The 22573-nt window shown below is 58.6% G+C and carries 21 protein-coding genes; 4 read left to right on the forward strand and 17 right to left on the reverse strand.

Features of this window, described 5'->3' with window-relative positions; genetic code table 11:
• Window positions 1–441: 441 nt before the first annotated feature.
• The gene (gene lysA / locus N1030_RS08580; protein ID WP_265828875.1) at window positions 442–1734 is read right to left on the reverse strand and encodes a diaminopimelate decarboxylase; all 1293 of its coding nucleotides are present in this window, start codon (window positions 1732–1734) and stop codon (window positions 442–444) included.
• A gap of 2 nt (window positions 1735–1736) precedes the next feature.
• Complete coding sequence (locus N1030_RS08585) at window positions 1737–2438, reverse strand: TrmB family transcriptional regulator (protein WP_265828876.1); 702 nt, start codon at window positions 2436–2438, stop codon at window positions 1737–1739.
• A gap of 442 nt (window positions 2439–2880) precedes the next feature.
• On the opposite strand from N1030_RS08585, the gene N1030_RS08590 reads away from it, so the two are divergent.
• Together N1030_RS08590 and N1030_RS08595 are read left to right on the forward strand one after the other, a co-directional pair.
• Window positions 2881–4050 carry a M20 metallopeptidase family protein gene (locus tag N1030_RS08590; RefSeq protein WP_265828877.1) on the forward strand — a complete coding sequence of 390 codons (1170 nt, stop codon included), beginning with the start codon at window positions 2881–2883 and terminating at the stop codon, window positions 4048–4050.
• A gap of 78 nt (window positions 4051–4128) precedes the next feature.
• Entirely contained in the window at window positions 4129–4554 is a 426-nt protein-coding gene (locus N1030_RS08595; RefSeq protein WP_265828878.1) for an FKBP-type peptidyl-prolyl cis-trans isomerase, read from the forward strand.
• 186 nt (window positions 4555–4740) lie between these two features.
• On the opposite strand, the gene feoB is transcribed toward N1030_RS08595, so the two are convergent.
• The 10 genes from feoB to N1030_RS08645 all read right to left on the reverse strand — a co-directional run bounded on the left by feoB (window position 4741) and on the right by N1030_RS08645 (window position 14276).
• Window positions 4741–6924 (reverse strand): ferrous iron transport protein B, encoded by a 2184-nt coding sequence (gene feoB, locus N1030_RS08600; RefSeq protein ID WP_265828879.1) that lies wholly within the window; start codon window positions 6922–6924, stop codon window positions 4741–4743.
• A 33-nt stretch (window positions 6925–6957) separates the two neighbouring features.
• The gene (locus tag N1030_RS08605) at window positions 6958–7194 is read right to left on the reverse strand and encodes a FeoA family protein (protein WP_265828880.1); all 237 of its coding nucleotides are present in this window, start codon (window positions 7192–7194) and stop codon (window positions 6958–6960) included.
• Between the two features lie 164 nt (window positions 7195–7358).
• The gene (locus N1030_RS08610) at window positions 7359–7568 is read right to left on the reverse strand and encodes a FeoB-associated Cys-rich membrane protein (RefSeq protein ID WP_265828881.1); all 210 of its coding nucleotides are present in this window, start codon (window positions 7566–7568) and stop codon (window positions 7359–7361) included.
• A 52-nt stretch (window positions 7569–7620) separates the two neighbouring features.
• On the reverse strand, window positions 7621–7854 hold the full coding sequence (locus tag N1030_RS08615; RefSeq protein WP_265828882.1) for a FeoA family protein: 234 nt from the start codon (window positions 7852–7854) through the stop codon (window positions 7621–7623).
• A 272-nt stretch (window positions 7855–8126) separates the two neighbouring features.
• Window positions 8127–9425 (reverse strand): phenylacetate--CoA ligase family protein, encoded by a 1299-nt coding sequence (locus N1030_RS08620; protein ID WP_265828883.1) that lies wholly within the window; start codon window positions 9423–9425, stop codon window positions 8127–8129.
• A gap of 90 nt (window positions 9426–9515) precedes the next feature.
• Window positions 9516–10268, reverse strand: coding sequence for an ABC transporter ATP-binding protein (locus tag N1030_RS08625; protein WP_265828885.1), 753 nt, complete (start codon window positions 10266–10268; stop codon window positions 9516–9518).
• A 1-nt stretch (window position 10269) separates the two neighbouring features.
• Window positions 10270–11076 carry an ABC transporter ATP-binding protein gene (locus tag N1030_RS08630; protein ID WP_265828886.1) on the reverse strand — a complete coding sequence of 269 codons (807 nt, stop codon included), beginning with the start codon at window positions 11074–11076 and terminating at the stop codon, window positions 10270–10272.
• Window positions 11069–12076 (reverse strand): branched-chain amino acid ABC transporter permease, encoded by a 1008-nt coding sequence (locus tag N1030_RS08635; RefSeq protein ID WP_265828887.1) that lies wholly within the window; start codon window positions 12074–12076, stop codon window positions 11069–11071. The genes N1030_RS08630 and N1030_RS08635 overlap by 8 nt, the downstream gene beginning before the upstream one ends.
• A complete protein-coding gene (locus N1030_RS08640; RefSeq protein WP_265828888.1) occupies window positions 12073–12966 on the reverse strand; it encodes a branched-chain amino acid ABC transporter permease in 894 nt (297 codons plus the stop codon). The genes N1030_RS08635 and N1030_RS08640 overlap by 4 nt, the downstream gene beginning before the upstream one ends.
• 215 nt (window positions 12967–13181) lie before the next feature.
• The gene (locus N1030_RS08645; RefSeq protein WP_265828890.1) at window positions 13182–14276 is read right to left on the reverse strand and encodes a tetratricopeptide repeat protein; all 1095 of its coding nucleotides are present in this window, start codon (window positions 14274–14276) and stop codon (window positions 13182–13184) included.
• Window positions 14277–14563: 287 nt separating this feature from the next.
• Here N1030_RS08645 and N1030_RS08650 point away from each other — a divergent pair, with 287 nt between their 5' ends.
• Complete coding sequence (locus tag N1030_RS08650; protein WP_265828891.1) at window positions 14564–15592, forward strand: ABC transporter ATP-binding protein; 1029 nt, start codon at window positions 14564–14566, stop codon at window positions 15590–15592.
• Window positions 15593–15944: 352 nt separating this feature from the next.
• A complete protein-coding gene (locus N1030_RS08655; protein ID WP_265828892.1) occupies window positions 15945–16595 on the forward strand; it encodes a response regulator in 651 nt (216 codons plus the stop codon).
• A gap of 33 nt (window positions 16596–16628) precedes the next feature.
• On the opposite strand, the gene N1030_RS08660 is transcribed toward N1030_RS08655, so the two are convergent.
• From N1030_RS08660 to N1030_RS08680, 5 genes are all read right to left on the reverse strand, one after another.
• Entirely contained in the window at window positions 16629–17285 is a 657-nt protein-coding gene (locus tag N1030_RS08660; protein WP_265828893.1) for an Hpt domain-containing protein, read from the reverse strand.
• A 93-nt stretch (window positions 17286–17378) separates the two neighbouring features.
• A complete protein-coding gene (locus N1030_RS08665; protein ID WP_265828894.1) occupies window positions 17379–17813 on the reverse strand; it encodes a Fur family transcriptional regulator in 435 nt (144 codons plus the stop codon).
• Window positions 17814–17888: 75 nt separating this feature from the next.
• Entirely contained in the window at window positions 17889–20801 is a 2913-nt protein-coding gene (locus N1030_RS08670) for an insulinase family protein (RefSeq protein ID WP_265828895.1), read from the reverse strand.
• A gap of 144 nt (window positions 20802–20945) precedes the next feature.
• Window positions 20946–21743, reverse strand: a complete 798-nt coding sequence (locus N1030_RS08675) for a response regulator (protein WP_265828896.1) — start codon at window positions 21741–21743, stop codon at window positions 20946–20948.
• Window positions 21740–22558: a GGDEF domain-containing protein gene (locus N1030_RS08680; RefSeq protein ID WP_265828897.1), complete on the reverse strand. Its 819-nt coding sequence runs from the start codon at window positions 22556–22558 to the stop codon at window positions 21740–21742. The genes N1030_RS08675 and N1030_RS08680 overlap by 4 nt, the downstream gene beginning before the upstream one ends.
• Window positions 22559–22573 lie beyond the last annotated feature (15 nt).

Below are 22573 nucleotides of genomic sequence, written 5' to 3' on the forward strand. Positions count from 1 at the left end.
TGTGGCGATTGACACCGGCCGGCAGACCGGATCGGCAACCACCCACCACTCATGCCGTCCGCCGATGGCAGTCGCCGGACGGCATGAAAGCGGTGTGTCGCACCGGCTGGCATACCGGTGCAGCAGTTCGCTGCGCAGCATCGCCGCATGCGGACTCAGGCCCCCGCCGGATGGACGCATGGTGGCGGACCATGTGTCAGGTGTCATCACGACGGCCGACGCTCCTTCCGATGAACCTTGCAGGGAAACCACGGAAGGGGATCGGGAGTTCGACATACGGGGTTTCGCGAAGCGAATGTCGGTCCGGGCGTGCAAACCGGCAGGGATTGCGTTGTTGGTTTTCTAGGGGAACAACACACCCGGAATCCTGTTCCGTACGGAGGAGGCGGCCTCCGCACGCAACTATCGTCTCCGCCCATGCGGGCGGGAAATCATTATGCGTTATGCGCTGGCGCGAAAGCGTTCGGCCAGTTCTGCCGCTTCAGGGTACATGGCGAGCAGATCGGCGATGGTCTCGCGACGACGGATGAGCTTCGGCCTGCCGTCGGACTGGATCAGCACTTCGGCAGGGCGCAGCCGCTGGTTGTAGGGCGAGCTCATGACATAGCCATAAGCGCCGGCATCCAGCATGCCGATGATGTCGCCTTCCATGATCTCGGGCAGTTCCCGGTCCTTGGCGATAATGTCGCCGGACTCGCAGATGTTGCCCACAATGGACTGCTCCATGGTTTCGGCAACAGGAGAACCATCCTCGCGGTAGATCTCCACGTCATGGAAGGAGTCGTACATGGCGGGACGCACCAGCGTGTTGAAACCGAGATCGGTACCCACGAACCGCTTGGGTCCGTTGTTCTTCACGCTGTAACAGGTACCCAGCAATAAACCGCACTCCGCCACGATGTAGCGGCCGGGTTCGCACATGAAGCGGCCCTTGTAGCCGGTACGCTCGGCATATTCGGAAATGGTGGCGTGGAAGGCCGCACCCAGCTTTTCCATATCAAGGCGGGGCTGCCCTTCGTATTTGCGGTAGGGAATGCCGAAACCGCCGCCGAAATCGATGATCTCAAGCGTATCCCACTGCTCGGCAATGGAGAGCAGCACCTGCATGGCGTCGATGTAGCCGTCGGGCTCCATGAACAGAGAGCCGATGTGCATGTTCACGCCGCACAGGGTAAGGTCGTGGCGCTCCAGAATGGCGCGCACCTCGTCCATGGTTTCGGGATCTACGCCGAACTTGGTCTGCTTGCCGCCGGTAACGACCTTGGCATGATGCCCAGCGCCGATACCGGGGTTGAAACGGATGACCACCTTTCCGCCGGGATTGATCTCGCCGAACAGGTCGAGCTGCGAGAGAGAGTCCACGCTCACGTACACGCCGTGATCAATGGCGAACTTCAGTTCCTCGGCGGAAACGTTGTTGGAGATGAAGAGAATCTGGTCCGGCGTGAAACCGGCGGCAAGATTCATCACGATCTCGCCGGGAGACATGGCGTCTACCACCATGCCTTCCTCGCGAATGATCTTCAGCAGGTGAATGTTCGTGTTCGCCTTGGCGGAGTAGTTGGGCGTGAATCCGGGGTGGCTGGAGAGAGCCTTTATCTCGCGGCAACGGCGGCGGAGCATGTCCTCATTGTACACATACAGGGTGCTGCCGTATTCTTCCACAAGTTCCATGGGCGTGTTGAGCCCGAAAAAATCCACGCTGTCCGTATAGGTGGAACGAACATTCGCCATTGCTAGTCTCCTGTTATACCTCCCCGCAACCTGATCAGCTCTATTTCGTTAAGCAGCGCTTCGCGCATCAGGTATACAAGGTGCTTGTTCTTTGAATACAGGCACTGCCCCTTGTTCACTTCCACCAACCCCACGATCACTTCGCTGGTGTCGGCTATCAGCTTCACATTGCCGGTGCCCGCATTGTTCTTCATATATTGCGCGCCCCTGATGCCGGGGTCCTCGTTGGAGAGGATCACCACCTTCAGCCCGCGTTCCACACATCCGGCTATCTCGTTCCGCAGCAGGGCCACGTTGGTCGAGTGCATCGAGATGTAGATGCGCAGTTCCGCCAGCAGCATCATGTTCCGCATCTTGTCCAGCGTGTTCTCATAGCCGGAAACGGTCAGATACGGAGCCGCGCCCTCCTCCTGCTCGGGGAGGTTCATTTCCAGAAATTCAATGGTCCGTGCACAGGACCGCTTCAAATTCAACAGCAGCTCTTCCTTGGGGGTCGCCACATACTTGCTGGCGTCCTCGCTGGAAACAACCGCCCCGCCCTTTTCCACAAGGCTGGACAGCGCCGCATAAGCATTGGAGCGGGAAATGCCCGCCACCTTGGCAGCTTCGTATCCGGTCATGCCCCCGTGACGGCTGAGCGTCACGTACATGAGCGATTCCTGCTGCGTAAAACCGAACTTCTTGAGTGCTTGGATCAGTTCCATTGCTTCCTCAGTGGTACTAATTGGTACTACTATGCTCCCGATCTCCGGAAGTCAATACCTCAGCCTGCAAATTGATAACTTTTTTCAACGCGAAATCGCGCCGATAATTTCCAGATTCCTTACAGAACAACGGGGCACTATGGCGCGTCGGACAAGCCTTGTCCACCACTGCCGGTCGCAGTGTCATCCCGCGTGCAGCCTCTATCGACCTCAGCCGGCAACGTCAACGGGTTCCAGCTGGGGGGAATGCCGTCCTTTTCCCCTCCGTCCCACGCTCGCCAGCATAGCAAAGTTTCCGTCGCAGGTCGTTACGTAATCATCTTGATTCGCCTTTTGGTTGTTTCCGCCCTGACAACGCTGTACACTCCCCGCATTGAGCTTGATACACCGCTTTGAACGGAGCAGCCACCGCAGCGGCGCTGCTTATGACGGAGACATTGTCATGGACAACATACGCACGCTCGTGCACGAACATACCCCTTTTCTCATTGAGGCCCGCAGGGAACTGCACCGCATTCCCGAGCTTGCCTTTGAAGAAGTGAAGACCGCAGCCTATGTGGCAAAGGCGCTTGAGGATATGGGCCTTTCCGTCCGCACCGGCGTTGCCGGAACAGGCGTTGTGGCCCTGCTGGAAACCGGCCGCCCCGGTCCGGTAGTCATGCTGCGGGCAGACATGGACGCCCTGCCCATGACGGAAGCCACCGGGCTGGATTTCTGCTCCCTGCATGAAGGCTGCATGCACGCCTGCGGGCACGACACCCACATGGCCATTCTGCTGACCGCAGCCAAAGTGCTCACCGCCATGCGCGACGAACTGCGCGGCACGGTCAAGTTCGTGTTCCAGCCGGCGGAGGAGTTTCCCGGCGGCGCGCGCCCAATGATTGATGAAGGCGTGCTCTACAACCCCAAGGTAAATCACTGCTTCGGACTGCATGTCTGGCCCGGAGCCCCTTCCGGCGTCATTGAAGTGAAGTCCGGACCGCTCATGGCAGCCATGGACCGCTTCGAGGTCACCATCATCGGCAAGGGCGGCCATGCCGCAAAGCCCCATGAGTGCGTGGACGCGCTGGAAATCGGCACACAGGCCGTGGGAGCGCTGCAACGCATCATCTCCCGCAAAATCGACCCAGTGCACCCCGCCCTGCTCACCGTGGCGGTCTTCAACGCGGGGCACGCCTTCAACGTCATTGCGGAGACCGCCACATTCGGCGGCACCCTGCGGACCTTCGACCGCACCATCCGCTCCCAGTGGGAAGAGCGGATACGGCAGGTTTTGGGCGGCATATGTGACGCCATGGGCGCAACCTATGAATTCACTTTCATAGACGGCTACCCGCCCCTGCACAACAACCCCGCCATGGCGGACGTCATCCGGCGCGCGGCAAGCGACGCAGTCGGGAAAGAAAACGTCCATGAAGCCACCCCCACCATGGGAGGCGAAGACATGGCCTATTTCCTTGAACAGGTACCGGGCTGTTTCTTCTTCCTCGGCACGGGGTACGAAGGCTGCCACACCATCCACAACCCCGCCTTTACCGTAGATGAAAACGCCCTGCCCGCAGGGGTGGAAACCTTCTGCCGTGCTGTGCGGGAACTGCTTGGAACTGCATGATTTTTCCGATTGCCTGTTGACTTTATCTATTCCAGTGGCGATTCTTAGCGCTTCAAACCTTTAAATGAGGAGACGTGCATGACTCAGGTCAAAGACGGCGATTCCGTAAAAGTTCATTACACCGGCACGCTGAACGACGGCACGGTGTTCGATTCTTCCCGTGACCGTGAGCCTCTGGAATTCACCATGGGTTCCGGCATGCTTATTCCCGGATTCGAATCCGCCGTCCTCGGTATGGGCGTCGGCAACACCACCAAGGTGACCATTGCTCCCGAGAACGCCTATGGCGAAGTGAACGAAGAGCTCATTCTGGACGTTCCCAAGTCGCAGGTTCCCGGCCACATCACCCCCGAAGTGGGCATGATGCTGCAGCTGCAGACCGAAGAAGGCATGATGGAAGTTGTTATCGCAGCCGTGAATGATGATTCCATCGTGCTGGATGCCAACCACCCCCTCGCCGGTCAGGAACTGACCTTCGAGATCGAAGTGGTGGCGATCAACTAGCTCCGGCCTGCATCCCGAAGACAAAAAGCCGCTGTTCCGAAGAGAACAGCGGCTTTTTATTGCATGCAGACATATACCCCCTCTCTGCCGTACCCAGCCTGACGCAAAACAAAGGCCGCCGCTCCTGTTGGAACGGCGGCCTTATTCATGCATGAGTCCGTGAGTTGTCGGGAGTAGCCCGAAGGTCTACAGCGAGCCCAACTGATATACGGCGGTGGCCAGCGCAAGGGCGAAGGCCGTGTTGAACACCGTGGAGAAGATTGCCCAACCCCACGAACCAGCTTCCTGCTTGATGGCGACCACGGTCACGAAGCAAGGGGCGTAGAGCAGCACGAAGAGCAGCAGGGATACGGCGTTGGCCGGAGTCCAGTGCGGGTCGTTGGCGATACGCTCAGCAAGAGGCTGCGCTTCTTCCACGTCCACTTCACCCAGAGAGTATGCGGTACCGAGGGTGGAGACGATGACTTCCTTGGCTGCAAAGCCGCCCACCAGCGCGATGTTTGTGCGCCACTCAAAACCCGCCCACTTGGTCAGGGGTTCGATGGCGATGCCGATGCGACCTGCAACGGAGTTGCGCAGGGCTTCCTCGCTTTCAAGGTTGTCCACTTCCGTCAGCTTTTCTTCAAACTTGGCGATTTCCTTGCCTTCGGCCTTTGCGGCTTCGAGCTGGGCACTGATTTCTGTGCGCTGCGTTTCAAAGGTGGCCAGCTGATCCACGGAAAGCTTGGGGAAGGTCATGGCGAGCCACAGCAGGATGGAGATGGCCAGAATGACGGTACCGGCCTTCTTGATATACTGCCAGGTACGCTCCCAGGTATGGATCATGAGCCCGCGGAAGGTGGGAACGCGGTACGGGGGCAATTCCATGACGAAGGGAGTCGCCTCGCCACGGATGACGGTGGAACGCAACAACTTGGCAACCAGCAATGCGGAGACCCAGCCCACCAGCGTGAGCGAGAACATGACGCCAGCCTGATGCTCTTCAAAGAACACGCCCACGATGAGCAGGAAAACAGGCAGCTTGGCGCCGCAGGCCATGAAGGGCGCGGTCAGCAGCGTTGCCAGCTTTTCCTTGGGGCTGCGCAGGGTACGCGAGGCCATGACGCCGGGCACGGCGCAACCACCGGCAATACCGCCGGAAACAATGAAGGGCATGACAGAACAACCGTGCAGGCCGAAGAAGCGGAACACGCGGTCGAGCATGTAGGCGATTCGGGCCATGTAGCCGGAGTCTTCCAGAAACGCGATCTGCATGAACATGAGCATGATCAGCGGCACAAAGCCCATGACACCGCCCACGCCGTCGATGACGCCGGAAACGATAAGGGACTTGAGCATGCCGTCCGGCAGGATGTTCGATACGGCTTCATTCAGCCAGCCGAAGAAGGCTTCCACCCACCCCATGGGAATCTCGCCGATGCTGAAGGTCACCTGATAGATGAGGAACAGCATGCCGAGCATGATGAGCGGGCCGAACATGCGGTGCGTGAGCACTTGGTCGATCTTGTCGGAAACGGCAAGACGGTCTTCCAGCGCATCAAGGCGGGACACAACGCCCTGACGCAGGATGGAGGAAATGTAGCCGTAGCGGTAGTCAGCGATAACCGCTTCGGGATAGGTTTTCAGGGTCGCCTCAAGGTGCTCGGCCACTTCCCTAGCGCGGGCTTCCAGCTCTGCGGCCACAGCCCCTAAGGGGCGGCCGATGCGCTGAATTTCCTCATCGTTCTCAAGATACTTGATGGCCACCCAACGGGCGGGATAGCGGTCGGTGAGGAACTGTTCGCGGTTGATCAGGGCCACCATCTCTTCCAGCACCGGATCAAGGTCCGGACCATAGGAAATGGTCAGCGGCTCCCACGGTTTGCCCGCCTGCCTGTCGGCATTGGCCACGGCAGTCAGCATGAGGGATTCTATGCCCTCGCCGGTACGGGCCACGGTTTCAACCACGGGCACGCCCAGCAGGGACTGCAGCTTGCGGGCATCGATGCGGATGCCCTGCTTTCTTGCCTCGTCCATCATGTTCAGGGCGATGGTGAGGGGGGCACCCATTTCCATGAGCTGCACGGCCAGATACAGGTTACGCTCAAGCGCGCCTGCGTTGGCCACGTCTATGACCATGTCGGGGCGTTCATCGGCCACAACACTGCGGGCGACAACCTCTTCCATGGTGTATGCAGTCAGTGAGTACGTGCCGGGCAGGTCGATGACCTGTACTTCACGCCCGTCCACAAACGCGGAACCCTGCTTCTTGTCTACGGTGATACCGGGATAGTTGCCCACATGCTGACGGGCACCGGTGATGGCATTGAACGCGGTGGTCTTGCCGGAGTTGGGGTTACCGGCAAGTGCAACGGTTAACTTTCTGGACATTATATACTTCCTGTCTTCCCTAGGCGGATCAGGTTACAGCAGTTCAACGGTAATGTAGTCGGCCTCGTTGTTACGCAGCGAAAGGGTGAACCCTATAAGCCGCAATGCCACGGGGTCACGCAGGGGAGCACGACCGGTGATTTCGATCTCCGCTCCGGAGATGAGCCCCATGTCGCGAATTCTGCGTCCCAGTTCACCGGACGCGGTTACGCTGTGAATCTTTGCCTTCTGCCCTACCTTGAGTTCCCGAAGAGGGAGAATAATGGACATACTGTCTCCTCGCATGCCTCGCTGCCGAACCATGGCAACGCTGACACCGCGCTATCTTTTCATCAAATGATGTTGAAAATCGTTTTCAATTAAGTTGCCAAAAAAAGTGCACCTTGTGCACGAACGTTTTCGGAGATGGCAACGAAACCGGAAACCGTCGTTAACTATTGCCCGCCGCAGCTACCGCCACAACCACAAGAGTGGTTCACGGGCTTGATTTCGCGTTCATCCGAACGGATGTGCCGGGCCGAACCGCAGCCACCGCAACCGCCTGAGCAACCGCATCCGTCAGAAGGCTTCTTCGTAAGCTGTCTTCTGATCAAATACGCAGCGGCAGCTACTACTATCAGGGCAACCGCAAGGGTATCCCACATGTCAAAACTCCTTCCCCCGTTCTGCGGGGGCCGGTGTCAAGCTCCCCGTCCCTCAGGCGCGGGGATCGTTTTCGAGAGGTTCGCAAGTTACCTGTTCTGCCATTTCCATTCCCAGCGCCACGCACGCCTCACGCACCTTGACGCTGCAGGGGCCGCAGACTTCCACAACGGTACCGGGCGTAATGCCCAGCGCGCAGAGTCTGCCCCTCTCTCTGGAACAGCCGCAATAGCCCTTGATGGTGGCCTTGCTGCCGGCAGGTACCTTGTCCAATGTACAACAACTCATGAAGTTCCTCCGAAAACGTGACTTCCTACTATTCCAGTTGAAAATGATTGTCAAGTTCCTCAGCCTCTGAATTGAAAATAATTATCATCGCCCATGGTGTCATGACGCAGGTCACATTTTCGGACAAAATTCAAAAAAAAAGGAAGCCCATGAAGCTTCCTCTTCTTCGTTGCATGTACAACGAAAACCATCTGTAATTCTTGCCTGAAATTCTGCTGAACAAACGGAACCGCCCTGCGCCCTTCCTCTTCTCCAGACCACCAGCCCGCGGATTACAGCTGTCGCTTGTCCACCACCCGACGAATCTTGCCTTCCGTCCGTTCCAGCGTCTTGCGGCCCACAAAGACCACGTCCATGGAAACGCCAAGCTCGGAGGCCAGCTTCCGCTTGATGCCTTCCAGCGCCTCGCGCGCAACGCGCATACGGTCGAAAAGCAGGTTCTCGGAAACCTCCAGATACACCGTCGCCTTGTCGAGACGCCCTTCCCGCTCCAGAACGATCTGATAATGCGGCTCCGCACCTTCCATTGCGAAGAGCACGGTCTCCACCTGCAGGGGGAAGACATTGACGCCGCGAATGATCAGCATATCGTCGCTACGCCCGATGATACGGGCAATACGCCGGAAGCTGCGACCACACCCGCACCGCCCGGGCACAAGGCGGGTCAGGTCGCCGGTGCGGAACCGGATCATGGGAAAAGCTTCCTTGGTCAGCGTGGTGAGCACCAGTTCGCCCACCTCGCCGTCGGCAACAGGTTCTCCCGTTTCAGGATGCACGATCTCCACAAGGAAATGATCCTCGTTCACATGCAGCCCCTGCCGCTCAAGACACTCCCCGGCAACCCCCGGCCCCATGACTTCCGAAATACCGTAGTTGTCAGTGGCGGTCACTTTCAGGCGGGCCTGAATTTCATCGCGCATGGCCTCGGACCACGCCTCCGCGCCGAAGAGACCCCATTTAAGGTGCAGAGAGTTAGGGTTAACGCCCATCTCTTCCATGGTGTCCGCCAGATGCAGGGCATAGCTCGGCGTGCAGCACAGAGCCGTGGTGCGGTAGTCCTGCATGATCATGATCTGCTTGCGGGCGTTGCCACCCGAGCTGGGAATAACCGATGCGCCCAGCGCCTCCGCTCCGTAATGAAGACCGAAGCCGCCAGTGAACAAACCGTAGTTGAAGGCTATCTGCACCACGTCGTCGCGCGTCATGCCGCCCATGCCGAGAATGCGGGCCACCAGACGCGACCAGCGTTTGAGATCGTTGCGCGTATAGCCCACCACGATGGGCTTGCCCGTTGTGCCCGAAGAAGATTGCAGCCGCACGACATCGCGCAGCGGAACGGCAAACAGGCCATAAGGATAGTTGTCGCGGATGTCCTGTTTGGTGGTGAAAGGCAGCCTGCGCAGGTCGTCCAGCGAACGGAAATCGTCCGGGTCAATGCCCAGTTCGGCAAACCGCTGCCGATAGAGCGGCACATTGCGCGCCACGCGGTTCAGCGTTGCCTGAAGACGCTCAAGCTGAAGCTGCTCAAGCTCTTCCCTGTCCATGCACTCGGCATCTTTTTCAAAAAACATAACGATCACCTCTGCTAGGTATGCTGCATGCAAAGCAGGATCACGGCCAGTTCCGGGCCAATTCAGGGCCAGACCGGGGCCGGAATCACGTCAGACAGCAGGCTCCGGCTGCACTTCCCGATCAAGATCGCGCCCAAGATAGGCGCGCTGCACATCATTGTTTGCCAGCAATTCCGCTGCGGGGCCCTGCAGGAGAATGCGCCCCGTTTCCAGCACGTAGCCCCTGTCGGCTATCCGCAATGCGGCACGGGCGTTCTGTTCCACCAGCAGGACGGTGAGCCCCAGCGCATCCCGCAATTTAAGGATATGCCGAAAAATTTCCTTCGTCACCGTGGGGGCAAGCCCCATACCCGGTTCGTCCAGCAACAGCATCTTCGGCTTGGCCATGAGCGCGCGCCCGATGGCCACCATCTGCTGTTCCCCGCCGGAAAGGGTGCCCGCAGGCTGCAGCCTGCGCTCTTCAAGACGGGGGAACATGGCGTAGACCTGATCGATGTCATCCTGCACGTCCGCCTTCCTGCCCAGCCGGTGCCTGCAGAAGGAACCGAGCAGCAGATTGTCCTCCACGGTCATGGGACCGAACACCAGCCTGCCCTCGGGAACGTGGGAAACGCCCGCCCGCACAATGGCGTCCGGCTTGGCCTGCGTAATATCCTTTCCGTCAAATTCTATATTCCCGGATGCAGGCCGCATGAGGCCCGATATGGCCGTCAGCATTGTAGTCTTACCCGCTCCGTTGGCACCGATGAGCGCCACAATCTCTCCCCTGCCCACATGCAGGGAAGCACGGCGCACCGCCTGAATGCGCCCGTAGGCGAGGTCCACGTTCCGCAAGCGCAGCATGCTACACCTCCCCTTCGCCGCTTTCCAGACATTCCGGCTCATCGTCATCACCAAGGTAGGCGGCAATGACAGCGGGGTTACGCTGTATCTCCAGCGGTGTACCGGAAGCCAAAAGTTCGCCGAAGCAAAGCACGTAAATACTGTCGCTGATTCCCATCACCAGCTCCATGTCATGCTCCACCAGTGCCACCGTAATGCCCAGATCATCGCGCATGCGCCTGATGAGCCGTCCCAATTCCTGCGTCTCACGCATATTCAGGCCCGCGGCTGGTTCGTCGAGCAGCAGCAGCTCAGGGTCCGCCACGATGACGCGGGCCATTTCGAGCAGGCGCTGATTACCGTAGGCAAGTTCGCCCGCAGGCAACGAGGCCATTTCCGCCAGCCCCACAAAGTCCAGAGCCCGCATGGCCTCTTCCGCACATTCCCGTTCTTCGCGGCGGTAGCGCGGCGTCTTGAAAAAGGCATCCAGCACGCCGTATGCCCCTTTGCGGTGACGTCCGGCCATGACGTTCTCAAGAACGGTCATGTTCGTGAAGACCTCAAGATTCTGGAAGGTACGCAGAATCCCCTTTCCCGCCCGCACATGCGGCGGCAGGGAATCCACTGTCACACCGTTCAGAACAATGGAGCCCGAAGCCATGGCAACCATGCCGGTCACGGCATTCAGCAAGGTGGTCTTGCCTGCGCCGTTGGGGCCGATGATGGCCGTAATGTGCCCTTTCTCCATGGCGCAGGACACACCCTGCAGGGCCTTCACCCCGCCGAACTGCACCCCGATGCCCTCACACTGCAGCAGGATATCAGCCATGGGAACCCTCCTCCGGAGCCGCCTTCCCGCGCAAGGGACGACGCAACCTTCTGACCAGAGCCCCCAGACCACCAACCAGCCCCTGCGGCATAAACATCATGCACAACACCAGCAGCGCGCCGTATATCAGCGTTTCCACATTCTCGAACACGCGCAGAAATTCGGGCAACGCCGTCAGGAAGAAGGCCCCGGCCACCGCCCCCCAGACCGAGGCCATCCCTCCCACAACCACCATGACGATGAGCTGCACGGAGAAATGGAACCCGAAGGAAGAAGGAGCCACAAAGCCCAGATAATGCGCATACAGAAAGCCAGCCACCGCGGCATACACGGCGGAAAGCACGAAGACGAACAGCTTGTAGCGGGCAATGTCCACTCCGATGCACATGGCCGCCTTCTCGCTGGTGTGAATGGCCATGAGCGCCCTGCCGAAACGCGAACGGATAAGGTTCAGCGACAGCAGCAAAACGAGACTGAGCGCCGCTGCAACCACATAGAAGTATTCGGTATCCTCCCACAACTCGTGCCCGAAGAGCGCAAGGCGGGGGATGCCCACCATACCCGAGGGGCCGCCCGTCAGTTCGATGGATTCATTGAAGAAGATGTAGACGATGATGCCGAAGCCGAGGGTGCCCATGGCCAGATAGTGGCCCGTGAGCTTGAGCGTGGGAATGCCCACCACAAGGGCCACCGCAGCGGCAAGCCCGACAGCGATGAAAAAGCCCGTGCCCATGGAGAGGCCGTATGTGGCGGTGGCAACACCCGTGGCGTAGGCGGCAATGCCGTAGAAGGCCGCATGGCCGAGGGATATCTGGCCCGCAAAGCCGAGCAGCAGATTCAGCCCCACCACGATGATGGCGTTGATGCAGGCCAGTGTGAGCGTGCTGACATAGTAGGGGTTGGGCAGCACATAGGGCATGGCGAGCATGGCCGCAAAGAACAGGGCAACCGGCAGCAGGGAGCCACCCGCAAGACGGGAAAGGAAACCGGAGGAAATCATACGCGCTTCACCTCCGCCTTGCCGAACAGACCGGAGGGCCGCACGAAGAGCAGCAGCAAGAGAATGATGAAGGCGAACGCATCCTTGTAGGCCGAGGAGATCACCCCTGCCCCGAAGGATTCCAGCACGCCGATCACAAGCCCGCCCGCCGCAGCGCCGAAGGGATTGCCCAGACCGCCGAGGATGCAGGCAGCAAACCCCTTGAGCCCGAGCAGGATGCCCACGTCGAAGGAGGTCATGGTCATGGGCGCCAGAATCACGCCCCCAACAGCCCCCACAAGGGCGGAGATCATGAATGAAAGCAGCACCATCTGTTCAACGCCAATGCCCACAAGCCACGCGGCCTTGCGCTGGTAGGAACAGGCCAGCATGGCCTTACCGAAGATGGATTTGCGGAAAAAGGTGCGCAGAGCATAAAGCACCACGGCGGCAATGCCCAGAATCCACAGACTCTGCGGCATCAGCGCTGCCCCGCCGATCAGGATGGGCTCCGTGCCGGAAAAATGCGGCAAAGCATGCGTATCCTTGTCCCAGAGCAGCATGACGATACTGCGGATGAGAATGGAAATACCGATGGTAATGATGACAAGGTTGATGGGCGGCGCGTTCCGCACGGGGCGTATGGCAATGCGCTCCACCAAAGCCCCCACAAGGGTGGCCCCGAGCACCGCAAGCACCACCGAAAGTGGCAGCGGCAGCCCCAGCATGGCCTGACAGATGACGGCCAGCATACCACCGAGCATCACGAACTCGCCCTGTGCGAAGTTGATGAGCCCTGTGGTATTGAAAATGATGGTGAACCCCAATCCCGTAAGACCGTACGTCGCCCCCACGGTCAGGCCGGAAAACAGGTATTGCAGAAAGCTGGAAGAATCCATCTCGTCAACCATGTTCAAAGGTGATGCCTCATGCACTCCAGGGGAATCTGAGACCTTCGGCAACCTGAGCCGCTGCCGGATGACGGGTTCCGGCGAGGGGCCAATCTCGCTTCTTTTTTACCCTTTTGTCAACTTCGAGAATGACGAAAACAAAGTTCCCTCCACAGCTTTCTGCGGATACCCACAATCCACAAAAAAAGCCCCGCCGGAGCGGGGCTGAAAATGCACTATAGGTCGACAATGGATCCCGATCCCTCTCGGGATCGTCCCACCTTGTCCACAAGGTCGTCGAATCCCTCCCCGGTCCATGGCTGCCCGGCCATGCGACCGTAAAGGTCGCGCGCCTCCTCGAAACCACTATTGATGCGCAGGGCGGTCACAAGCGCTTCCATGCCCTTATCCCGCTCTTCCAGCAGGCAGTAGGCTTTGGAAAGGTTGAAATAAATGTTCTCGTCTGACGGCGAAATCTCCAGCGCCTGCAGATAGGCACGCACCGCTCCCTGCAGGTCGCCGTTGCGACGCAGCTTCACGCCCAGCGTATTGAAGGGGTTGGCCGCTGTGCTGTCCACCTTGAGGATGTCGATGAAGAGTTCCTTCACCTCCTCCAGCCGGTCGAACTGCGCATAGGTATCGGCCGCCCTCTTCAGGAAGCGTTTGTACTGCTCCATATCGCCCTTGCCCCGGAAGGCCTCGGCAAGCCCCTGATACGCCTCCGCGAACAGCTCGTTGATCTTGAGCGCCTTGTTGAAGGAGACAATGGCCTTGCCATACTTCTGCTTAAGCAGATAGCGGCAGCCCATGTCGTAGTACTGCTGGGCCTCCTCGTGCAGGGCGAGAATCTCTTCGAATTCCTCGATGGCGTCGTCGTAACGTCCCATGGCGAGCAGCTGCTTGGCATCGCTGATCTGCTGCTCTTCAATTTCGGTGAACGTGGTCAGCTTGAGCGCGGTGCCCACGTGGCGTTCAAAGGTATCCACGGAATAGGGACGAAGGATGTATCCGGCGCATCCGGCGGCAATGGCGTCCAGCACGGCGTTGCGGTCATTCTCCGCCGTGACCATGACCACGGGAACATGCTTGAGGGTAGCGTTCTTCTTGAGCAGGCGCAGGAAACTGCGGCTGTCCATGTCGCCGATATTGGAGTCGCAGAGAATGAGGTCGCAAGGGTTGGCGCACAGGTACCCGAAGGCGTCCATACCGGAAGCAAAGGATGCCCCCAAAGCCAGCCTCTGACGGGCAATAGCTGCTTTATCCTGATCTTCATGCTCCTTACGGGCTGTGACAAGCACTACCTTCGGCGCATTCTCCCTGAACCGCATCATATCTCTCCCGAACCTCCCCGAAACAGCCTGCAGACCAGCCTGTCAGACCTGAAAATCTCAACGTACGTAAGAGTATGCGCTTTTTAGCGCCACATCAAGAGGATGAGCACCGCACAAGCCAGAAAATCAACGTGATACTGCACGAAACGCAAGACGGCACCGCCTTTCGGCTGTCCGCCCTTGCGAAAACCTCCGGCTGCGGGCACAACAGCACAAGCACCTGAACCCAATGCATCCGCATGGCGGGCTTCAGGAATGCTTGTCGCCAATCGCTGAAAGGAGCCTCCATGCCGGAAACCCACGCCCCTGAGACCAATACTGAAGATACATCCACCCCGCTTCTGGACGTCCGGAACCTGACGACGGTGTTTCATACCGCCAAGGGCACGGTCACGGCCGTGGATGGCGTAAGCTTCACACTCAGGGCAGGACGGACATTAGGGCTGGTGGGAGAATCCGGCTGCGGCAAGAGTGTAACGGCCCTTTCCATCATGCGCCTGTTGTCGCTGCCCGCCGGTGAAACCGTTGCGGGAAGCGTGCTGTTCAACGGCAAGGACCTGCTTGCGCTGTCCGAAAAGGAAATGCGCACCGTTCGCGGCAACGATATCTCCATGATCTTTCAGGAACCCATGACCTCGCTCAACCCCGTCTTCAAGGTGGGGGAACAGGTGGCCGAAGTCATTCGCCTGCACAAAAAGACGGACAAACGCGGCGCATGGGGTGAAGCTGTCGAATTGCTGCGCAAGGTGGGCATACCCGCACCGGAACGCCGTGCAGAGGAGTATCCGCACCAGATGAGCGGCGGCATGCGCCAGCGCGTGATGATTGCCATGGCACTGGCCTGCTCGCCGAGACTGATCATTGCCGACGAGCCCACCACCGCGCTTGACGTCACCATTCAGGGACAGATTCTGGATCTCATGAAAGACATGTCGCAGAGTACGGGAGCCGCGCTCATGCTCATCACCCACGATCTGGGGGTTGTGGCGGAAACAGCGGAAGACGTTGTTGTCATGTATGCGGGCAGAATTGTGGAACAGGCTCCGGTGCACTCACTCTTCAGCACCCCGCTGCATCCATACACACAGGGGCTGCTCAAATCCCTGCCCGTGCATCCGGGCACGGGAAACCTGTCGGCAAAAAAGCCCAGAAGCCTGCAGGCAATTCCCGGCACAGTCCCCTCGCTGCACGCACTGCCCCGTGGCTGCAAGTTCAACGACCGTTGCCCGCACGCCTTTGACCGATGCAGGAGTGAAGAACCGGCCCTGCTGACAGGCGGGGCGGAGCATCATGTCAGATGCTGGCTGCATGCCTAGGCCCATCCCCACCGGATCATCTTCAAACAAAAAAAGAAGGGCGGTATATACAACCGCCCTTTCCACTACCCTCCAAGGGTAGTCAGGATCGCCCCAAAATGCTTCAGTCTCCCGAAGCGTGCCACCAATAGAAATCCCGAAAAGCCACACCCGCTTCCATCTCGCGGCAGCTGCCTTCCTTCAACTGCCTTCTGCCCTTTTTTCCAATCCGTGGCTATTAGGCAAAACCCCACTTTTTATGGTAGGGTTTTGCCCCAGCCAGTAACAATTCTTTACATTATGCAGGGAATCCAGCATAATAGACTACAACGCCGAGTCCTTTTCTGCGGAATGTTTATTCTAAGAGAAACAGATGGATACAAGCATACTTCTGGTCGAAGACCTCGATATCGTCCGCCAAGGACTCCGGGCTCTGCTTTCCGCCCGCGAAGGCTACACCATAGTAGGGGAAGCTGCGGACGGACTTGAAGCCGTGCAAATGACCGCCGAAAAGAAGCCGGACATCGTTCTGATGGACCTGCACCTGCCGCACATGGATGGCCCGGATGCCATCCGCCAGATCAAGAAAAGCTATCCGAATACCAAGATCATCGCCCTGACCGCAGACAGCAAAGACCGCATGCTGTTCAAATCACTGAACGCTGGCGTGGATGGGTATATTCTCAAGAAAGCCAACTGCGAAGACCTGATACGCGCCATACAGACCGTATTGCTCGGCAAGGCCTACATCAGCCCGGACCTTTCAGGTCATCTTGTGGAACAATATCGGAGGGAGGGGGCCATTTCGCAGGAGAGTCCGCTGGATGCCCTCAGTGACAGAGAACAGCAGGTGCTCAAGCTCATTGCCGGCGGCATGGGCAACAAGGCCATCGCGGAAAAACTGTGTATCAGCCACAAGACCGTGGAAAAACACAAGGCCAACCTGAAGAAGAAAATCGCCGTCACCAATACGGCCGCACTCGTCTCCTTCGCCATGGACCACGGCCTGCTGGAAGAGCTCTAGCCGTCATAATCAGACCGGAAGCCTGTCCGGTTCTTACGCCCCGTACACAAGCAAACGCAACACGGCTGCCATGCGCGCCGTTTCTTCCGCATTGCCTGCCTGAACCGCGTCCTTCAGAACCTCGGCACATTCCGCCAGTATCTGCTGCCCGAACGACAGGGCAGCCCCCTTCAGCGAATGCGCGGCTCGGGCCGCATTCTCATTATCCCCGTTACGGATGTGCATCTCACACTGCCCCAGAAGCTCATGCACTGTCTCCACGAGCCGTGGAATCAGGGAAAGCAGCGGCTCGGGCACCTGATTCCCGAAGGGGCATCCGGCCTCATCATTCCTGCCAACTACGCCGATGCGCACCGCCGCCTCGGCCAGAATCATTCTGGCGCGCTCCTTCTTCACCGGCCACGGCACAGCCTGCGCGCCCTGCGGCAGCACGCCGGAACCACCATGCACCCAGAGCAGGCAAGCGGCAAAGCCTGACTGTCCGGCGAGAGCTTCAGCCATCATGGGGGAAAGGAACACAAGGGAGGGATGCCGTGACGCGACCACCGGCTCACTGCACCTGCATATTTCACAGGCAATGCCAAGGTCCTCTGCGGCCGCGTTCAGCCAATGAGTGAGAAGCGAACAGTTGCTGGCAACGGGCTCGATCAGCAAAACGGGAAGCACGGGCAAGGCAGACACCGCAGACATGCATACTCCGATACGGCAAAAGGCAAAAGGAAAGCGGAACAGGACAACAATGAAACAGGGCGGGCACCTTTCGGCGCCCGCCCGATCTTTTTGCTATTTGGCGTTCCTGCAGTCCTCGCATATGCCGTAGAGGTACATGCGATGACTGGTCAGGGTGAAACCGTGCCGTTCGGCTAGTTCCTCCTGAAGACGCTCAATCTCTTCGTCAATGACTTCAAGATTCTTGCCGCAGTTTTCGCATATGAGGTGGTCATGATGCTCACTGCCGTATTTCTGCTCATAACGGGCGACACCGTCACCAAAGTGAACTTCCTTGGCAATGCCGGAATCACAGAGCAGTTTCATGGTACGGTATACGGTGGCCTGACCTACGGAACTATCAACCACCTTGACCCGCTCATACAATTCCTCGGTGGTCAGGTGACCGGCTTCGCGAAGAAATACCTCCACAATGCGCAGACGCTGTGGGGTAACTTTCAGACCGTTCTTGCCAATATATTCTGTAAAGACCTGTAATGGTTCCTTCATTGACGCTCTTCCCGTCTGAGTGATTATCGCGGCATGCTACCCTGCCTGCGGCAAAAGCGCAACATGCCCGTTCCGTTACAGGAGTTCGGCAAGCTGCCAGCCCTTATCGGCTGCAGCCTCTTTCACTCCGGCGCCACCCAGCACACAAACAATCCCCTTGTTCGCGGCTTCCGACAGAATCGCGCCAAAGGCCCTGAAGTCGTCCACCGAGGTCGAAAGAATCTCGTCACGCATCTGCTGACGCCGCTCTTCCGTATCGCCTGTGAAGTAACGCGCCATGGAAGCAGCCCCCTTGGCATCGGGCAGCAGGTGGGCATCCAGTTCGCCAATGGCCCCCACGATGGCCTTTTCCAATTCATCGGCACTGAGATTCACGTTGCGCAGGTACTCGGCAGAGGCGTCATAGACATCCAGAGTCTTGAGCAGGTTGGGATCGCGATAGGATACCTGTGCAAGGGTGCCGCTGGCCCTGTCAAACGCGGCAAACGCTCCGTAAGCGCCGCCCTGCACGCGCACCTTGTCCCACAGCCAGCCCATGCGCAGGTGCTTGAAAATGACATTGGCGGAACCGTGATAGGTGTAGCCAAGTTCATACAGGTTGGCAGCCTTGCCCACATAGTTGACCTGTGCGGGAATGGCAAACGCCTCATGCAGCATGGCAGCAGAGAAGGACCACGCGGCACCGGCACTCTCCCGTTCGGGCAACGAAGCCAGAAAAGCCTCGGCATGCGGGAGAACGTTCTTCCATCCGGCATCATCCACGGTAATGTTCATCAACGCGCCGTTCCGGCGCACCAGCATTTCACGCACGGCCTTCAGGTTGGCAAGAATGTTCGGCCACTCCACTTCAAAACTGGAAGCCATGCGGCGCAGGAACTGCAGGTAGGCGATGCCGTCTGTGAGCTCAGTCACCCAGCCAGCCACGCCAAAGTGGGAACGCAGACGGGAAATGACAACCGAATGGCCCGCTGGAACAAGCTGTTCCTCGGCTCTGGCCTTCTCTTCAAGCAGAATGGAACGGAAACGCTCCTTGTCGTCCAGCTGTCCTTCCAGAAGGACTTCACCCAGCAACGAGAACAGAGCTTCCGCATTGTCCACGGTCGCCTTCGCATTCACAAGCAGCTTGACCACCGGAGCGCGGTCCTGCAACGCGGTGGTCACAAGCATATCGCCTTCAATACCACCGGTCTTGGCGGCAATGCGCATCCCCAGCTCCACGAAATCGCGCTTCGCGGTACCCATCTCGGTAAAGCAGCGGGCAAGCAGCGGCACGTAGGGAAGCATGGCCTCATCCACACCGAGCATATCGAACGTAACATCGGCATAGAGGATACCGCCCGTGGGCAGATCATGCGTCATGACACGGACGCCGGAAACTTCGGAAAACTCGGCAGGGATGGTCTTGTTCTTCAGGGGCAGATCATCCTTGGTCACGCGGGGAATGGACGCGACGGCCTCAGGATCGTCAGGCGTCTCCTGCATGGTCCGCAGGTCCTCCGCCATGACCTCAATGGCCTCCAGCGAACGGCCATCAAGCGACTCCCTGACAGCGGCAAGACGTCCTTCCTCTTCCTGCTTGCGCACTTCCTGCAGCTTCTCGTCAGGAACAAGCAATACGGTGGACCGGTGATTGTTGGTCAGGAACGCGCAGGTGACAAGCTCCTCAAACACCCGCTCTCCGGCAGCAAGACGCTGTTTGATAGCGGCAAGCGGCGCTTCGAAGGCCAGCAGAGCCAACGGATCACCATCGTAGAGCCAGGTGGAGAGCGAACGCACCATAACGGCAAGCCCCACAGGGAAGCGGCCGGTATTGTTCTCGCGCAGAGAGAATTCCACAGTGTTCACGGCAGCTTCCACGCAGGCAGGGTCGATGCCCTTTTCCGCCAGCTCGCGCAGGGTATCGAAGATAAGCGCTTCAACCTTGGGGGCATCTTCAGGGTCAATACCCTTGAGGCCCGTGGAAAAATACATCTGACGCAATTCGGATTCCAGCCCGACGCCGGCAATATCCTCGCCGAGTCCTGATTCGATGAGAACCTTGCGCAAGGGGGATGCAGGCATGCCAATGAGGATGTGCTCCAGCATCTGGAAGGCAAAGTTGAGCTCCACTTCCACGGTTTCCGGCAGCAGCCAGTTCACCGTGAACATGCCGCGCCTGCTCTCTTCATCCTGCGCGGGACCGGCGGCATAACCGACGACAGCCGAACGGGGAGCATCAAAGGCAGGCTGCAGCGGCACTGCGGAATCCACCTTGAGCGGGCCGAAGCGATCAAGCAGCTTGCCGAGAATGGCAAGACGCTCTTCCTCGGGATCATCCCCCCAGAAATAGAAACGCCCGTTGGAGGGGTGGTAGTAAGTCTCGTGGAAGGTGTGGAACTGCTCGTAGGTCAGATCCGGAATTGCGGTAGGGTTGCCGCCGGAATCCAGCCCGTAGGTGATGTCGGGGAACAGCGACTGCTGCGACTGTTCTCCCAGCACGCTGTCCGGCGAGCTGTAGACGCCCTTCATCTCATTGAACACGACGCCCTTGTAGCTGAGGCGCTTAGCATCGCCGTCCACTTCATAATGCCAGCCTTCCTGCTGGAAGATGGCTTCCGTGATACGGGGAAAGAAGCAGGCGTCCAGATAGACGTCCACAAGGTTGTAAAAGTCCTGAAGATTGGTGGAGGCTACGGGATAGCAAGTCTTGTCAGGATAGGTAAAGGCGTTCAGGAAGGTCTGGAGCGAGCCCTTGAGCAGTTCGACAAAGGGTTCCTTGACCGGATACTTTTCCGAACCGCAAAGCACGGAATGTTCCAGAATATGCGCCACCCCCGTGGAATCCGTGGGCGGAGTGCGGAATGAAACGCCGAAGACCTTGTTCTCGTCGCTGTTGACCATGGAAAGGAGCTGGGCACCGGTCACGGTGTGTCGCCACAAGCGCGCGACGGAGGCAAGCTCCGCCACCGGTTGTTCATCCACAAGCTCAAACCCGTACATCTTGGTCATGCATATCCTCCGGATAGCCGTAAATAGTAGAGAAGCGGGACGGCTGCAGAGCACCCCGCATGATGTCGTCACAGAAATAATGTTCAGGGTACATAGTACACGGTGTGCCGGTAGACAAGAGCCGCGCTGCCTGTCGGAACCTGATCAGGCGGACTCCGCCAGAAGACGCCCTATCTCGGCGTACACCTTTACTACCTGCGGTTCCATTTCCACGCAGAGCTGTCGTGCCTCCTGCACATCACCGCTCCGTGCGGCATACTCAATCTCGCGGGCCACCAGAGCCGGGCCATCCGCAACGATGTCGAGCGCAGAACCGGCAAGGGAATGGGCCACTTCGGCCACTTCCTCAAGCCAGCCTTCCTCTGAGGCGACCTTCAACGCGGCAAATTCTCTGGGCAGAGATTCCTGCATAAGCGCATACAAACTATATACGTCGTCTTTCTCAAGGCCGAATTCGGAAAGAATGTAATCCAGCTGGCGCAACTGGCCGTCCTTAACCTGAGCCACTTCCTCAGCGCCCCCGGGCTCCACCTGACGTCCCTTATGCAACATGACGTCACGCACGGTTTTCAGCAAAGCCGTAATACGCACAGGCTTGATGAGTACACCGTCAACGCCGGCTTTCATGAACCGCTCCCGGTCACCCTCCGATTGGCTTCCCGAAAGAACGATAACGGGAATGGAGGCATCAACCCTGTCCGTCACCGAGGAGCGGATGGCCTCGGTCGCCTCCACGCCGTCCATTTCCGGCAGCACGGCATCCATGACCAGAACGTCGAAGACGTCCCGAAGCAGCTCCGCCAAAACCTCGCGCCCTTTTGCAACGGACACCACGGTATGCCCGCGACGCTCCAGCATGGCCGTATAAATCCTGCGGTTAAGCATACTTTCATCGGCAATGAGGATACGCAAGGAGCGCAAGGGACTGTCCGGTATCGTCATGAGGCTTCCCCTTTGGGTTTCTTCCGGAGGTTCTCTGCATCTGCGTCTGAAACATTATCCATGACTACCACCCTGTTTCTGCCTTCGGCCTTGGCCACATAGAGCGCCCTGTCCGCAAGGGCATAGACGACATCAGGTTCGTTACGGTGTTCAGCGCGCACGGAAACACCGAACGACGATGTTATGTGTATGCTCTCCCCGCCATGCACGGCGATAGGCGTATCCTGAACCGCCAAACGCATTCGCTCAGCCAGAACCTTGCCCCCAGCCACATCCGTGTCCGGCAGCAGGACGGCGAACTCCTCCCCGCCTACGCGGGCAACCATGTCCGAATCCCGGGCGCAGTCTTGCAAGATGCGGGCTACGGCTTGCAGAACTTCGTCACCCACCTGATGCCCATAGGTGTCGTTCACACGCTTGAAATGATCAATGTCCGCTATGATAAGCGCCAGCGGGTTCTTCTGGCGGGCGCAGCGGGCAACCTCCTGACGGAAGCGTATATGGAAGAAACGGGGATTGCAGAGGCCGGTGAGGGAATCGAGATAACTGAGTTCGGCAAAGCGTTGCTCATGCCTGCCCACAATATAGCCGAACACGGCAAAGACACAGATGGTGCCGATGGCCATGTATCCATAGAGCCAGTACCAGAATGAATCGTCGCATGCTTCAAGCCCCATCCACTGAGACAGAAACAGCCAGCCCACAGGAGCACCAACGCCAAGCAGTATTCCCTGCAGCAGGCGTTTGATCCGGGTTCGTGAAATCCCGAAAAAAAGTCTCAGGGCAGCCAGCCCTGAAAGCAGTAAACGTATCACCCTTCCCACTCCGCG

Source organism: Desulfovibrio mangrovi, from assembly GCF_026230175.1.
In the GTDB taxonomy this organism is placed as follows: Bacteria; Desulfobacterota; Desulfovibrionia; order Desulfovibrionales; family Desulfovibrionaceae; genus Halodesulfovibrio; species Halodesulfovibrio mangrovi.

Bases quoted from the DNA above. Each gene is read 5' to 3' on its own strand.
- lysA (WP_265828875.1), bottom strand. From the start codon at position 1,734: ATGGCGAATGTTCGTTCCACCTATACGGACAGCGTGGATTTTTTCGGG.
- N1030_RS08585 (WP_265828876.1), bottom strand. From the start codon at position 2,438: ATGGAACTGATCCAAGCACTCAAGAAGTTCGGTTTTACGCAGCAGGAA.
- N1030_RS08590 (WP_265828877.1), top strand. From the start codon at position 2,881: ATGGACAACATACGCACGCTCGTGCACGAACATACCCCTTTTCTCATT.
- N1030_RS08595 (WP_265828878.1), top strand. From the start codon at position 4,129: ATGACTCAGGTCAAAGACGGCGATTCCGTAAAAGTTCATTACACCGGC.
- feoB (WP_265828879.1), bottom strand. From the start codon at position 6,924: ATGTCCAGAAAGTTAACCGTTGCACTTGCCGGTAACCCCAACTCCGGC.
- N1030_RS08605 (WP_265828880.1), bottom strand. From the start codon at position 7,194: ATGTCCATTATTCTCCCTCTTCGGGAACTCAAGGTAGGGCAGAAGGCA.
- N1030_RS08610 (WP_265828881.1), bottom strand. From the start codon at position 7,568: ATGTGGGATACCCTTGCGGTTGCCCTGATAGTAGTAGCTGCCGCTGCG.
- N1030_RS08615 (WP_265828882.1), bottom strand. From the start codon at position 7,854: ATGAGTTGTTGTACATTGGACAAGGTACCTGCCGGCAGCAAGGCCACC.
- N1030_RS08620 (WP_265828883.1), bottom strand. From the start codon at position 9,425: ATGTTTTTTGAAAAAGATGCCGAGTGCATGGACAGGGAAGAGCTTGAG.
- N1030_RS08625 (WP_265828885.1), bottom strand. From the start codon at position 10,268: ATGCTGCGCTTGCGGAACGTGGACCTCGCCTACGGGCGCATTCAGGCG.
- N1030_RS08630 (WP_265828886.1), bottom strand. From the start codon at position 11,076: ATGGCTGATATCCTGCTGCAGTGTGAGGGCATCGGGGTGCAGTTCGGC.
- N1030_RS08635 (WP_265828887.1), bottom strand. From the start codon at position 12,076: ATGATTTCCTCCGGTTTCCTTTCCCGTCTTGCGGGTGGCTCCCTGCTG.
- N1030_RS08640 (WP_265828888.1), bottom strand. From the start codon at position 12,966: ATGGTTGACGAGATGGATTCTTCCAGCTTTCTGCAATACCTGTTTTCC.
- N1030_RS08645 (WP_265828890.1), bottom strand. From the start codon at position 14,276: ATGATGCGGTTCAGGGAGAATGCGCCGAAGGTAGTGCTTGTCACAGCC.
- N1030_RS08650 (WP_265828891.1), top strand. From the start codon at position 14,564: ATGCCGGAAACCCACGCCCCTGAGACCAATACTGAAGATACATCCACC.
- N1030_RS08655 (WP_265828892.1), top strand. From the start codon at position 15,945: ATGGATACAAGCATACTTCTGGTCGAAGACCTCGATATCGTCCGCCAA.
- N1030_RS08660 (WP_265828893.1), bottom strand. From the start codon at position 17,285: ATGTCTGCGGTGTCTGCCTTGCCCGTGCTTCCCGTTTTGCTGATCGAG.
- N1030_RS08665 (WP_265828894.1), bottom strand. From the start codon at position 17,813: ATGAAGGAACCATTACAGGTCTTTACAGAATATATTGGCAAGAACGGT.
- N1030_RS08670 (WP_265828895.1), bottom strand. From the start codon at position 20,801: ATGACCAAGATGTACGGGTTTGAGCTTGTGGATGAACAACCGGTGGCG.
- N1030_RS08675 (WP_265828896.1), bottom strand. From the start codon at position 21,743: ATGACGATACCGGACAGTCCCTTGCGCTCCTTGCGTATCCTCATTGCC.